The organism is Shinella sp. WSJ-2 (assembly GCF_003432075.1).
Taxonomy (GTDB): domain Bacteria; phylum Pseudomonadota; class Alphaproteobacteria; order Rhizobiales; family Rhizobiaceae; genus Shinella.
In genome coordinates this window covers 471,398-484,778 of the sequence record NZ_QWBU01000003.1, presented here as the reverse complement: position 1 = coordinate 484,778, position 13,381 = coordinate 471,398, and the positions used below count along the sequence as shown (strand labels likewise).

The window sequence follows — 13,381 nt, the reverse complement described above, 5'->3', positions numbered from 1 at the left end:
CTGGAAAGACATAGGTCATGCAGACGTCCGCTGACGGCAAAAAGCTGTTTCGCAGCAGCCTTATCGTATTGTCGGTGCTTGCAGGAACGACGGCGCTCGTCACGCCCGCGCGCCCCGCTTTCGCGCTGAGCGAGTTGAAGCACCAGCCGGGCGAAACGCCGCAAAAGCCGGCGGACGAGGCCGACAAGGCAGCCCCCGTCGAAAAGGAACAGCAGGAAGACGCATCGCCGCTCGAACTGCCGCTGCCCGATCCGCTGATTCGCAAGGGCGAGACCGTGACCGAGCCCGCCGGCGAAGAGCCCGCCGTCACCGACGACAAACCGGACGAGCCGCAAACGCCCGTCGAAGTGCTCTACGACATCAACAAGGCACCGGAAGCCGTGCGCCGTATGCGCCAGCTCATCGTCGAGGCCGCCGCCTCCGGCGATATCGAGCGCTTGCGCCCGCTGCTCGGCAAGGGCGTGACGGAAACCCAGGTCTCCATCGTCGAGACCGAGGAAGGCCCGGTCGAGACGCTGAAGGGCCAGTCGGGCGACAGCGACGGCATCGAGGTGCTGGCAATCCTGCTCGATGTGCTGGCGACCGGCTTCGTGCATGTCGGCCAGGGCACGCCCGACGAAATGTATGTGTGGCCCTATTTCGCCGAAAAGCCGCTCGCGGGTCTGACGCCGCCGGAGAAGGTCGAGCTGCTGCGCATCGTGACGGCCGGCGATTTCTCTGACATGCAGGAATTCGGCAGCTACAATTTCTACCGCGTCGGCATCACGCCGGACGGGCAGTGGAAGTTCTTCATCACTGGCGACTGAGCCGATCCGGACAGATGGTTCCCCGACCTTGCGAAAGCGCCTCCGGCGTTCTACCTCTGTTTCAAAGGCGCGCTGATGCGCCAGGCGTCGGCGCATACCGTCGGCCAATGAAATCTGGATCGAAACATGCCTTCCGTCACGCTTTCCGGCCGCGCCTTTCTCCGCCTTTCCGGCAAGGATGCCGAGCCCTTCCTGCAATCGCTGATCACCACCGACCTGCCCTCCTTGACTGCGGGTGAAATCCGGCCGGGTGCTCTGCTGACGCCGCAGGGAAAGATCTTCTTCGACTTCCTGATCCGCCGCGACGGCGCGGACGCCTTCCTCCTCGAAACGACCGAGGACCAGCGCGATGCGCTCCTCAAGCGGCTGACCATGTACAAGCTGCGCGCCGCCGTCGATCTTGCCGTGGTCGAAGGCAATGAAGCGACAGTCTCCTGGGACGATGCAGAAGATGACGCAGCCCGCGATGCCCGATTCGCCAAGGCCGGGATCGCGGTTTCTCGCCGCCCGGGTGACGGCGGCAGCGACGATCCCGTCCTCTACGATGCGCTGCGCATCGCCGCCGGCCTGCCGGAAGCCGGACGCGATTACCCCCTCTCCGATGCCTTCCCGCATGATGTGCTCCTGGATCTGAGCGGCGGGCTGTCTTTCCGCAAGGGATGTTATGTCGGCCAGGAGGTGGTCTCGCGCATGCAGCACCGCGGCACCGCCCGGCGGCGCCCGGTCACCGTCACGGGGGAAAGCGCGCTGCCCGCCAACGGCACGGAGCTGATGGCCGGCGGCAAGCCGATCGGCACGCTCGGCAGCGTCTCGGGCAAACAGGGACTTGCCATCGTACGCATCGACCGCGCGGCCGACGCCATGCGTGCCGGTACGCCGATTACGGCCGACGGCGTCACCGTCACGGTCGCCCTGCCCAGCTGGACCGGTCTTGCCTTCCCCGAAGAGGCCTCCGAGGTGCCCGCGCAATGAACGGCACGGCCCGCGCCAAGGCTGACCCACGCGCCTGGCAGCGCATGCTGTCCGGCCGCCGCCTCGATCTGCTCAATCCCTCGCCGCTCGACATCGAACTCTCCGACATCGCCCACGGTCTTGCCCGCGTTGCGCGCTGGAACGGTCAGACGCATGGCGAGCACGCGTTTTCGGTGGCGCAGCACTCCCTCATCGTCGAGACGATCTTCCGCCGGCAGAACCGCTGCAACGCGGACGAATGCCTGATCGCCCTGCTGCACGACGCACCGGAATATGTGATCGGCGACATGATCTCGCCCTTCAAGGCGGTGGTCGGCGGCGGTTACAAGACGGTGGAAAAGCGGCTGGAGACCGCCGTGCACCTGCGCTTCGGCCTGCCGCCCGCGACACCTGCGACGCTGAAGGCGAAGATCAAGAAAGCCGATCAGGTCGCAGCCTTCTTCGAGGCGACGGAGCTTGCCGGCTTCTCGCATGCCGAGGCCGTAAAATTCTTCGGTGCGCCGCGCGGCATCACGCTCGAGATGATCGAGATCGTCCCCGTGCCCACGGCCGAGGCGCAGCGGCGTTTTGCCGAGCGTTTCGCAACGCTGGAACGGGAGCGCGCCACCCTCACGGCGGCGGTGTAACATGGGCACGATCGTCGTCGCGCCGCTTGGAAAGATCGCGGAACTCGCCATCCGGCACCGCTGTCGCGAGATGCTGAGCCTCGTCGCGCCCAAGCAGAATTTCCATCGCCCCGCCGTCATCGACGTCGGGCGTCATCTGATCGTCGGCGTCAACGACATCGCCTTTGCCGGTACGGGCAACCTCGTCGCGCCCGGCGAGGAGCATGTCGCCGCCATCGTCAATTTCGCGCGCGGCTGGGACCGGCAGTCGCCGCTGCTCGTGCATTGCATGATGGGCGTCTCCCGCTCGCCCGCCGCCGCGCTCATCTCTGCCCTTGCGGTGGAACCCGATCAGGACGAACACGACCTGGCGCAGCGCCTGCGAAAAGCCTCCGTGCAGTCGACGCCGAATGCGCGGCTGATCGAGATCGGCGACTACGTTCTCGGTCGAGGCGGCCGGCTCGTCGCTGCCGTGAAGGCCATCGGCCGTGGGGCGGACTATGTCGGCGACAGCCCCTTCCTCTTTTCCGCCAGTCCGGTGCACCAATGACCGAACAGCGCGCCCGTCCCCCGGTTGAAATCGGCCTCAATGCGGCGGTGGTCGCGATCTCTGGCCGCAGTCCCTGCATTCTGGCGATCGGCGGCCCGGCTGTTGAGCGCGACGCCCTGCCCTTCGGTCCTTTCGATCCGCAGCAGCACCGCACCTTCGAAACCAGCCTGCGTGCCAGCGTGGAGGCGCAGACGGCGCTGAAGCTCGGCTATATCGAGCAGCTCTACACCTTCGGTGATCGCGGCCGCCAGAAGCTGCCGGACGAGGCCGGCACGCATATGGTGTCCGTCGGTTATCTGGCGCTGACCCGCACCGATGCCGAAGCCAACGATCGGCTGGCGCAGGCCGGCGCGGCCTGGCGCAACTGGTATACCTACCTCCCATGGGAGGATTGGCGGCAGGGCCGTCCGCCTGTCATCGATCAGCTCATCATTCCCGCCCTCAAAAAGTGGGCGGTTGACGACATGCACGAGGAGCGCCTCAACACGACGCCGATGCCATTGACGCGCATCCGGCTTGCCTTCGGCCTTGACGATTTCCCTTGGGACGAGGAGCGCGTTCTGGAGCGCTACGAGCTGCTCTATGAAGCGGGCCTCGCCGAAGAGGCGGTGACGGACGGGCGTACCCGCCCCTGCACCTCTTCGCCCGGCATCGCCATGCGGCACGATCACCGCCGCATCGTCGCGACCGCGATGGCGCGCCTGCGCGGCAAGATCAAATATCGCCCTGTCATCTTTGAGCTGATGGCGCCGGAATTCACGCTCACTGAGCTGCAGGCGACCGTCGAGGCGATCTCCGGCCGGCACCTGCACAAGCAGAATTTCCGCCGGCTGGTCGAGGGCGCCGAACTCGTCGAACCCACCGGCGGCTCCACGGCGGCGACCGGCGGGCGCCCCGCCGCGCTCTTCCGCTTCCGCCGCCGCATTCTGGAGGAGCGTCCAGCGCCTGGCCTCAAGGTCGGGACTCGGTAGCGCAGGGACTGGCGACATTGAGCCGGAACTTATCCGGTATCCCTGCCTTTCCCCCATCGACGTCAACAGATGGGGAAGTATCTATGGAACAACAAGCCACCGATATCATCGTCGCTTCGCGCGCGGCGCTCACCCAGGCGAGTGCGCTCGCCGTGCAATATTCCTTTTCCATTTTCGGCGCGCTGGTCCTGCTCTTGCTCGGCTGGTTTCTGTCGCGGGTGCTGCACAGCTGGGCCCTCTCAGGCCTATCGCATGTGCGCGGTATCGACGTGACACTCGCGCATTTCTTCGCCAATATCCTGCGTTACGCCGTGCTCATACTCGTCTTCGTAACGGTGCTCGGCCAGTTCGGTGTGCAGACCGCGTCGATCATCGCCGCGCTGGGTGCCGCCGGCCTCGCCATTGGCCTCGCCCTACAGGGCACGCTGCAGAACATCGCGGCCGGCATCATGCTTCTGGTGCTGCGCCCCTTCCGCGTCGGCGAATATATCGAGACGAAGGATGTGACCGGCACGATAACCGAGGTTGGCCTGTTTGCCACCGAACTCAGGACCAGCGACGGCCTCTATCGTCTCGCGCCGAATTCGACGCTCTGGAACACACCGGTCACCAATTACAGTCGCGAGCGCACGCGTAAGCACGACCTGCAAGTCACCGTGCCCGACAACAAGGATATCGACGACGAGATCGACCGCCTGATGGAGATCGCGCGCGAGGACCCGACCATCGAATCTGTGCCTGCGCCGCAGGTCTTCGTCGACAGCCTCGGCGACAGTTCGGCCACGCTGACGCTGCGTTATTGGGTTTCGACTCCACAATGGTTCAAGACGACACGCGACATGAACCGGCGCGTACGTATCGCCTTCGGCCAGAATCTGGCCGGACCGGGGCCGGATGCGGCCCCGGCCGAATAGCTTACTTGATCACGGCGCAGGCGATGCGGTCGCCCGCGCCGCCGGCCGGGTCGGTGCGATAATCGTCCGAACCGGCATGCGCAATCAGCGCACGCCCGCGAATGCCGCGTTCGGCATCGTCGAGGCGCACCATCGTCGAATAGATCTGCGCCCGCAGCACGCCGTCATCAGCCACATACTGGTTTGGCAAGTCACCGGCATGCGGTCCATTGGCCGCGATGAAACCGTGTTCCTTCTTGTCCGGATTGAAATGGCCGCCGGCCGCCTTGTTGCCGTGCTCGTGGTCGCACTTGCCGGTTTCGTGAACGTGCAGCGCCACCCACTTGCGCGGCTCGAGGCCGGAAATTTCAACCTCGAAAAGGACACCGTCATTGCCCGCCGTCAGATGCGCCCGGCCTGTTTCCTTGCCCTTGAGATCGACAAAATTCGCCTCGGCCGTGGTCTTCGCCTGCTGGGCGAGCGCGGGCGTTGCAAGAGCCCCGGCCATCGTCGCGAGCGTCAAAATCTTCCACATGATGCGTCCTCCATGGTTTGCACATGGAAACGGAACGCATCGTTCTCCTGGGTGTTCCGCTCAGCGCACCACGACGTCGAGGCCGATGTCGAGCGTCGGCGCCGCCATGGTGATCTTCGAAGTCGAGATATAGTCTACGCCGGTTTCGGCAATCAGTTTGACAGTCTGGAGATTGACATTGCCCGAAGCTTCGAGCTTTACGCGGCGCGCGTCGGCGACATAGGCTTCGTCCGTCAGGCCCGCGCAATCACGGTTGATCTCGACGGCCCGGCGCAGGAGTTCAGGCCCCATATTGTCGAGCAGGATCACGTCCGGTTGCGCCTCCAGCGCCTCCTCCAGCTCCTCCAGTGTCGTCACCTCGACCTCCACCTTCACAAGATGGCCGGCAAAGGCGCGTGCCGAGCGGATGGCGCCTTCGACGCCGGCGGCCACCGCGATGTGGTTGTCCTTGATGAGGATCGCATCGTCGAGCCCGTAGCGGTGCGAGGAACCGCCCCCCATGCGCACGGCATACTTCTCTAGTGCCCTGAGCCCCGGGATGGTTTTTCGCGTGCAGCAGACTTTTGCCGGCGTATGTGCGATCTCTTCGGCAAAACGGGCCGTATGGGTCGCGACGCCGCAGAGATGCATGAGGAAATTCAGCGCCACCCGCTCGGCCGACAGCACCGCCCGGGCCGGCCCCGAGACTTTCGCGATGATCGTGCCGGGCGCCAACTTGTCTCCGTCCTGCACGAAGGCCTCGAAACGGATCGAAGGGTCCATCAGCCGGAACGCCTCGCGCGCCAGATCGAGCCCCGCCACGACGCCATGCTCGCGCGCATTCAGCTCGGCCGTCGCTTTCATCTCCGGCCCGATCGTCGCCTGGCTGGTGATATCGCCGGCCCGGCCCAGATCCTCGGCAAGGGCTGCGCGCACCTGATCTTCCACCATCAGAGGGGAGAGGACGGGGAGATAGGAGGTGGTCATGGGCTTGTCCTGTTCAAATTCGAGAGGAAGACGGCAGGCTCACGCCGCCGCCGTTTCCGAGAGTTCCGCGACCACCTTGTCGGCCTCCGCAAGCGTGATGAAGGTGCGGTGTTTCCAGCTTGCCTTCTGCTCGGGAAAATCGGAGCGGTAATGGCCGCCGCGGCTTTCTTCGCGCAGGTAAGCACCCGTTGCGATGAGCTTGGCGGTCGTGACGATGTTGTGGAAGCGCATGCGGCTGTTTTCGCGCTCCAGCGTCGCGATTTCGCGGATCGCCGCCTTGAGGCCGTCACGGCTCCGGATCACGCCGACACAATCACTCATGATGCGGCGCAGGCGCTTCAGCGCAGCGCTGTCCTCGATGGTCACGAGGTCGTCGCTCTCGCCGGCATTCTTGCCCCAGTCGTTAAGCTTCGGCTCCGGCAGCATGCCCTTGATGTTCTCCGCGATGCGGGCGGAGAAGACGACGGCTTCGAGCAACGAGTTCGAGGCAAGCCGGTTGGCGCCATGCACGCCGGTCGAGGTGACTTCACCGGCGGCCCAGAGGCCGTCAATCGAGGTGCGGCCTTCGGCGTCCGTCAGCACGCCGCCCATGTGGTAATGTACGGCGGGCACAACGGGGATCGGCTGGGTGACGGGATCGATGCCGGCTGCCTTGCACGAGGCATAGACCGTCGGGAACATTTCCGCGAAATGCGCGCCCACCGCCTTGGTGCAATCGAGGAACGCGCCACGGCCGGCCTGCACTTCGGCGAAAACACCGCGCGAGACGATATCGCGCGGGGCGAGTTCGGCATCGGCGTGGATATCCAGCATGAAGCGGTGGCCGGTGGAGTTGATGAGATGCGCGCCGTCGCCACGCAAGGCCTCGGTGGCAAGAGGTGCGGGGTCGCGGCCAATATTGATGGCGGTCGGGTGGAACTGAACGAATTCCGGATCGGCGATAATTGCGCCGGCGCGGGCCGCCATACCGACCCCCTGCCCGCAGGCCTGCCACGGATTGGTAGTGACGGCAAAGAGATGGCCGACGCCGCCCGAGCAGAGCACCACGGCACGGGCCGGGAAATGCACGCGGTTCTTCGCCTGACCGGCATCGGGACGCGCGATGACACCGGAGATGAAGCGGCCTTCGCTCACCAGTTCCTCGACGACATAGCCTTCCAGCACGCGGATCGACGGCGTGTTGCGCACGGCGGCAATGAGCGCCTCCATGATGGCCTTGCCGGCCATGTCGCCCTTGACACGCACGATGCGGCGCTCGGAATGGGCCGCCTCGCGCGACAGCATCAGCTTGCCCTCGAGATCGCGGTCGAAGGGCACGCCGTAATCGAGCAGATCGTGAATGCGCGCAGGTCCCTCCGAGACCATGAAGCGCGCCATCTTTTCGTCGACGATGCCGGCACCGGCTTCCAGCGTGTCGGCGACATGCTTGTCGAACGTATCGCCGGGGCTCATCGCCGCAGCGATGCCGCCTTGCGCCCAAGCCGACGACGCGCCTTGCCCGATGGGCGCGGCGGCGAGGATCGTGACGGGACGCGGGGCGAGTTTCAGGGCGCAGAACAGGCCGGCGAGACCGCCGCCGACGATGACGATATCGTCGATGCCGTTCCAGGATTGCGGGCGGAAACTATCAATGGGCATGCTCTTTCCTCCGACACGCCGCTTAACCCTCCTGTCTGGAAGGCGCGCTGCGGGGGCACTCCCGCCCCTTCTCCCCAAACGAGAGGAGACCTACTGCTTCAAATTCACCATCCGCTCGACGGCGAGGCGGGCACGGTCGGCGATTGCCGGGTCGACCAGAACCTCCTCCGTCATGTTCACCAGGCTGTCGAGGATCTTCGGCAGCGTGATGCGCTTCATGTGCGGACAGAGATTGCAGGGTTTTATGAAATCGACCCCGGGCAGTTCCGCCTGGATGTTCGACGCCATCGAGCATTCGGTGACGAGCAGCACGCGCGAGGGACGGTTGTCTTTCACATAGTTGATCATGCCCGACGTGGAACCGGCGAAATCGCAGACGGCGATGACATCGGGGTGGCATTCCGGATGGCCGATGATCTCGATGCCGGGATGGGCTTCCTTATAGGAGAGCAGCTCGGCCGCCGTGAAGCGCTCATGCACCTCGCAATGGCCCTTCCAGGTCAGGATCTTCTTGTTGGTCTGCTTGGCGACGTTCATCGCCAGATATTCGTCGGGAATGCAGAGAACGGTGTCGCTCTCCAGGCTTTCCACTACGGAAAGCACATTGGACGAGGTGCAGCAGATGTCCGTCTCGGCCTTCACGTCGGCCGAGGTGTTGACATAGGTGACGACGGGCACGCCGGGATAGCGCTGCTTCAAGAGGCGCACATCCTCGCCGGTGATCGATTCCGACAGCGAGCAGCCGGCGCGCGAGTCCGGGATCAGCACGGTCTTTTCCGGGTTCAGCAGCTTCGAGGTCTCGGCCATGAAATGCACGCCGCACTGGATGATGATCTCGGCGTCCACCTTCATGGCATCGCGTGCGAGCTGCAGCGAATCGCCGACGATATCGGCGACGCAGTGAAAGATTTCCGGTGTCTGGTAATTGTGCGCGAGAATGACCGCGCCGCGCTCGCGCTTCAGCCGGTTGATGGCGGCGACATAGGGCGCATAGACAGGCCACTCAAAGGCGGGGATGAACTGCTTCACCTTCTCATAGAGATGCTCCGTCTCACGGGCGATCTCCGGGGTAAAGGTGAGATCGGGCTTCTCCAGTACGCCAAAGCGCTCGGCTGCGGTCAGCGAACGTGCGCTTTCGGCTTCCGCCGCATGCGGGGCCAGAATGGTCATGAAACCCTCCTTCTCCTCCGCCGTTTCTGGCGGGTCAGCCATTTTGCTCAGTTTGAGCATAATGGCTTCAAAACAAAACCGGCATTGGCCGGTGGTTTAGATTTAAAAACTTTTGTGACGGTTTGCAAGAAGCGCCGCCGGAATTCCTTCGGGCGGCGCCATGGTTTTCAATCAGGCCATCGCCGGGCGCGGCACGCTCTTCTCTTGGATCGGCCAGTGGACGACGGCCGCGAAGATGCCGAGTGCTACGCCAAGCCACCACACCGGATCGTAGGTGCCGAAATGGTCGTAGAGATAGCCGCCCATCCACACGCCGAGGAAGGAGCCGATCTGGTGCGACAGAAACACGATGCCGCCGAGCAGACCGAGATGCTTCGTGCCGAACATGATGGCGACGAGGCCGTTGGTCGGCGGCACCGTGGAGAGCCAGAGCAGGCCCATGACGATGGCGAAGATGATGACGGAGGCCGGCGATTTCGGCAGCAGGATGAAGGCCGAAACGGCAACCGATCGGGCGAGATAGATATAGGCGAGGAAGTAAGGCTTCGAATAACGCTGGCCGATGAAGCCGGCGGCAAGCGAACCAATGATGTTGAAGAAGCCGATCAGCGCCAGCGCGATTACAGCGTAACGCGCATCGATGCCGAGATCGCCGAGATAGGCCGGGAAATGCGCGGTGATGAAGGCGACCTGATAGCCGCAGACGAAGAAGCCGGACACCAGCAGCAGATAGCTGCGATGCCCCAGTGCTTCCTTCAGCGCCTCACCGATCGTCTGCTTGTATTCGGTAGCCGACGTGATGCCGGAGGAGGAATTGCCGCGCAGCGGAATGGCGATCAGCGGCACGAGCAGCATCAGCATGCCGAGATAGACGAGGCTGTCCGACCAGCCATAGGCGCTGATCAGACCCTGCGACAGCGGCGCGAACAGGAACATGCCGGCCGAACCAGCGGCCGTGCAGATGCCGAAGGCCATGGAGCGCTGCTCGGGCGTGACATTGCGCGCGAAGGACGACAGCAGGATGCCGAAGGAGCCGGAGCCAACCCCGAGGCCGACCAGCACGCCGCCGCCGATATGCAGCCAGAGCGGCGAGGTGCCGAGCGACATGAGGAACAGGCCGAGCGCATAGACGAGACCCGAGATCAGCAGCACGCGCCAGGTGCCGAACTTGTCGGCGATGGCGCCGAAGAACGGCTGGCTCACGCCCCAGGCGAGGTTCTGCAAGGCCATGGCGAGACCGAAGGTCGTGCGGTCCCAGCCGGTATCCTGCAGCATGGGCAGCTGGAAAAAGCCCATCGCCGAGCGCGGGCCGAAAGTCAGCACCGCAATCAGCGAGCCGGCGATGATGATGAGCCAGGGCATGGGCCGGCTCGCGGCAGGCGCCGCAACGGTGGATGGGGCGGACATGGTCGTCTCCAGATCGAATGCCAAAACCTACGTCGCGCCATCAATTAACAAAAGCGAATTTAATTGACCGAGCGATCAGCCCTGTTGATGGAATATTTCGATTCAAGCGGCCCGCGGATGTGCTTGACGCGGAACGATTTTGGGCGCATCCCACCCTGAGGTGTCATAGGACGCCAATTGAACCCGGATAAGATCAATGGACCCCGACAGTCGACTATCGAGAGCGATGAAGCGACCCGTCCGGTAGCAGCTTTTCGGCTTGCTCCGGATGGCGAGAGCGCCCTCCAAGGAGCAAAGCATGCTGCAGATCTATGCCCGCAAGGCTGACCGTTTTTGCCTGCGCGAAATCTCCAATCCCGCCATCGAACAGGCCATTGCGCCTGCCCTCTGGTACGACCTCCTCAACCCGTCGACACAAGAGGTAAAGGACGTCGAGGCCGCGCTGCATATTGCCATGCCGACGCGCGAGGAGATGGAGGATATCGAGCTTTCCGCCCGCCTCTACCAGGAGGATGGCGCCGCCTTCATGACCATGACGGCGCTGACCAATCTCGACAGCGACGAGCCGGCCAAAACGCCGATCACCTTCATCCTGCGCGGCCCGACCCTGGTGACGGTGCGCCATGCCGACGCAAAGCCCTTCGCCACCTTCTGCGCGCGGGCGCTGCGCGGCAACGGCCACAGCTACGAAAACGGGGAGGATGTCATGCTCGGCGTCATCGAGGCCGTGATCGATCGCATGGCGGATGTGCTGGAGCGGCTGGGAAACGAGATCGACGGCATTTCGCGCGAAGTCTTCCGCAGCAAGAAGGCGTCATCCACCAAGAAGACGCGTGACCTAGAGGCACTGATCGAACAGCTCGGCCGCAAGGGCGACTTTTTGAGCGGCGTGCGCGAAAGCCTCGTCAGCATCTCCCGCCTCGTCGCCTATCATGCGGCGCTGGAGACGCCGACGCGCAAGCCCTCGAAGGAAATCCGCCAGCTGGTAAAGCTTGTGCAGCGCGATGCCGCTTCGCTTGGCGACCACGCCGCGTTTCTGTCGGGCAAGATCAACTTCCTGCTCGATGCGACGCTCGGCCTGATCAATCTCGAGCAGAACCAGATCATCAAGATCTTCACAGTCGCCTCGGTGGTCTTCCTGCCGCCGACGCTGGTCGCGTCGGCCTATGGCATGAACTTCGAGCTGATGCCCGAGCTGCAATGGCACTTCGGCTATCCCTACGCCGTCGGCCTGATGATCATCTCCGCGCTGATGCCCTATCTCTATTTCAAGCGGCGCGGCTGGGTTTAGGCCCGCACCTTCATCGGCCAGCGTTCGGTGCGCGTCTTCGTCACGCGCACCGCATCACCGAGGCGGATTTCGCCCTCGCCGCGCGGCACGGCGTTCCAGCCGAAGAGCACGCCGGGCACGCGGCGGTCGGCGGACATGCGCTTTTCGGCCAGCCCCTGGATGGGATTGCCGCCGATGCGTTCGCCGGTCATCTGGTCCTGCGTGGTCATGATGCAGCGCGCGCAGGGTTTGACGAAGTCGAAGACGATGCCGTTGATCTCGATCGCTTCCCAGAGGTCTTCTTCCCAGGGATCGTCGCAGGAGACGAGGATGTTGGTGCGGAAACGGTCCATGCCGACGGGCTCCTGGCCCTTGGCGGCCAGCGTGCGATTGAGATCGGCCAGCGAGCCCGTCGTGGTGACGAGAACAGGGAAACCATCGGCGAAACCGACGGGCGCCGGCTGACCGGCCCAGTCCTCGCCTTCGGCGCGGTGCGCCAGCGCATCCATGTGGACGAGCTTGACCGGCCGCTCGAACCAGTCGGACAGCACGTCGTTCACCGCCCCGTCGGCGACGGCGGCGTTGACGGGGCTGTCCCAGACGGTGACATCGAGGCGGTCTTCCGGCTCGAAGCTCGCGAAGAGCTGGCGGCCCTCCATTTCGAGATGCAGGCTTTCGCCCACCATTGTCGCCTCGACACGGGCGAGCGCCTGCAATTCGCGCTGGGTGATGAAGCGGCCGTCGGGCTCGACGATCATGAAGCGGCGGTCGCCGGCGAGACCGTCGAGGCGCACCGTCGCGCTGTCGACGGGAATGGCCCGGCCGCTCTTCAGCGGGTGAATGTTGAGGCCCTCGATCTTCATCGCACGTCCCTTCCTTCAAACTTTGATTCAACGCTCTGCCGAAACGATTCAATCCGGCGGCACAAAAGCATGTTTTCGTTCAGATTTCATCCAGAAGCATGTCGCGGATCGCGCGCAGGCGCTGCGTGCGCTCCATCGCCATGCGGGCGCCCGCCGCCGTCTGGAAACCATCCGCCAGCTTGAACAGCTTGACCTCGAAATGATCGATAGCGAAGGCCTTGTCGTCGAGCGGGCGATTTTCGGCGAGCGGATCCATGGGATCGTAGAGGCCGCTGCCCATGCGGCCGGCAATGTAGAAGCAGCGTGCAGCCCCCACCATGCCGATGGCATCGAGCCGGTCGGCATCCTGCACGATCTTCGCCTCAAGCGTCTCCGGCGCGATATTGGCGGAAAAGCTGTGGGTGAGGATGGCGTGGCTGACAGCGGCGACATCCGCATCGCTCCAGCCTTCGGCGGCGAGAAGCGTGGCGGCCTTTTCGGCGGCAAGGCGCGAGGCCTCGGCGCGCAGCGGCGAATTCTTCTCCACGGCCACGCAATCGTGCAACAGCACGGCGGCGGCGAGCAGACGCGGATCGCCGCCCTCCTCCGCCTGGATGCGGCGGGCGTTCTTCCACACGCGGATGAGATGGGCAGCGTCATGCGAGCCGTCATCGACCGCGAAGGCCTGCGGCAGCAGGCGCTTGGCGAGCGGTCCCAGGGGCGTGAAGGCGGCCGCAAGGCAGGTGAAGGACATGG

14 protein-coding genes are annotated in these 13,381 nt (G+C 64.3%); 7 read left to right on the top strand and 7 right to left on the bottom strand.

Annotation, left to right across the window (positions count from 1 at the left end; genetic code table 11):
* Positions 1-17: 17 nt before the first annotated feature.
* The 6 genes from D0Y60_RS10035 to D0Y60_RS10010 all read left to right on the top strand — a co-directional run bounded on the left by D0Y60_RS10035 (position 18) and on the right by D0Y60_RS10010 (position 4,818).
* Positions 18-806 (top strand): hypothetical protein, encoded by a 789-nt coding sequence (locus D0Y60_RS10035; RefSeq protein ID WP_117369337.1) that lies wholly within the window; start codon positions 18-20, stop codon positions 804-806.
* Between the two features lie 126 nt (positions 807-932).
* Positions 933-1,778, top strand: coding sequence for a folate-binding protein YgfZ (locus D0Y60_RS10030; RefSeq protein WP_117369335.1), 846 nt, complete (start codon positions 933-935; stop codon positions 1,776-1,778).
* Positions 1,775-2,404 (top strand): HD family hydrolase, encoded by a 630-nt coding sequence (locus tag D0Y60_RS10025; RefSeq protein ID WP_117369333.1) that lies wholly within the window; start codon positions 1,775-1,777, stop codon positions 2,402-2,404. Before D0Y60_RS10030 ends, D0Y60_RS10025 begins: the two co-directional genes overlap by 4 nt.
* Position 2,405: 1 nt before the next feature.
* Positions 2,406-2,933 carry a tyrosine phosphatase family protein gene (locus tag D0Y60_RS10020; RefSeq protein WP_117369331.1) on the top strand — a complete coding sequence of 176 codons (528 nt, stop codon included), beginning with the start codon at positions 2,406-2,408 and terminating at the stop codon, positions 2,931-2,933.
* Positions 2,930-3,904, top strand: coding sequence for an NAD regulator (locus D0Y60_RS10015; RefSeq protein WP_117369329.1), 975 nt, complete (start codon positions 2,930-2,932; stop codon positions 3,902-3,904). The genes D0Y60_RS10020 and D0Y60_RS10015 overlap by 4 nt, the downstream gene beginning before the upstream one ends.
* An 83-nt stretch (positions 3,905-3,987) precedes the next feature.
* Positions 3,988-4,818: a mechanosensitive ion channel family protein gene (locus tag D0Y60_RS10010; RefSeq protein ID WP_117369327.1), complete on the top strand. Its 831-nt coding sequence runs from the start codon at positions 3,988-3,990 to the stop codon at positions 4,816-4,818.
* 1 nt (position 4,819) lies between these two features.
* Here the strand turns inward: D0Y60_RS10010 and D0Y60_RS10005 are convergent, their stop codons facing one another.
* From D0Y60_RS10005 to D0Y60_RS09985, 5 genes are all read right to left on the bottom strand, one after another.
* Positions 4,820-5,332 (bottom strand): superoxide dismutase family protein, encoded by a 513-nt coding sequence (locus D0Y60_RS10005; RefSeq protein ID WP_117369325.1) that lies wholly within the window; start codon positions 5,330-5,332, stop codon positions 4,820-4,822.
* 60 nt (positions 5,333-5,392) lie between these two features.
* Positions 5,393-6,298, bottom strand: coding sequence for a carboxylating nicotinate-nucleotide diphosphorylase (gene nadC, locus D0Y60_RS10000; protein WP_117369308.1), 906 nt, complete (start codon positions 6,296-6,298; stop codon positions 5,393-5,395).
* A gap of 39 nt (positions 6,299-6,337) precedes the next feature.
* On the bottom strand, positions 6,338-7,936 hold the full coding sequence (locus D0Y60_RS09995) for an L-aspartate oxidase (RefSeq protein WP_117369306.1): 1,599 nt from the start codon (positions 7,934-7,936) through the stop codon (positions 6,338-6,340).
* Positions 7,937-8,026: 90 nt separating this feature from the next.
* Complete coding sequence (gene nadA / locus D0Y60_RS09990) at positions 8,027-9,106, bottom strand: quinolinate synthase NadA (RefSeq protein ID WP_117369739.1); 1,080 nt, start codon at positions 9,104-9,106, stop codon at positions 8,027-8,029.
* Between the two features lie 171 nt (positions 9,107-9,277).
* Positions 9,278-10,513: an MFS transporter gene (locus D0Y60_RS09985; RefSeq protein ID WP_117369304.1), complete on the bottom strand. Its 1,236-nt coding sequence runs from the start codon at positions 10,511-10,513 to the stop codon at positions 9,278-9,280.
* A gap of 298 nt (positions 10,514-10,811) precedes the next feature.
* Here D0Y60_RS09985 and corA point away from each other — a divergent pair, with 298 nt between their 5' ends.
* Positions 10,812-11,804 carry a magnesium/cobalt transporter CorA gene (gene corA / locus D0Y60_RS09980; protein WP_117369302.1) on the top strand — a complete coding sequence of 331 codons (993 nt, stop codon included), beginning with the start codon at positions 10,812-10,814 and terminating at the stop codon, positions 11,802-11,804.
* Here the strand turns inward: corA and D0Y60_RS09975 are convergent.
* Both D0Y60_RS09975 and D0Y60_RS09970 read right to left on the bottom strand, forming a co-directional pair.
* A complete protein-coding gene (locus D0Y60_RS09975; protein ID WP_117369301.1) occupies positions 11,801-12,646 on the bottom strand; it encodes an MOSC domain-containing protein in 846 nt (281 codons plus the stop codon). The genes corA and D0Y60_RS09975 overlap by 4 nt on opposite strands.
* A gap of 79 nt (positions 12,647-12,725) precedes the next feature.
* A complete protein-coding gene (locus D0Y60_RS09970; RefSeq protein ID WP_117369300.1) occupies positions 12,726-13,379 on the bottom strand; it encodes an HD domain-containing protein in 654 nt (217 codons plus the stop codon).
* Between the last annotated feature and the right edge of the window lie 2 nt (positions 13,380-13,381).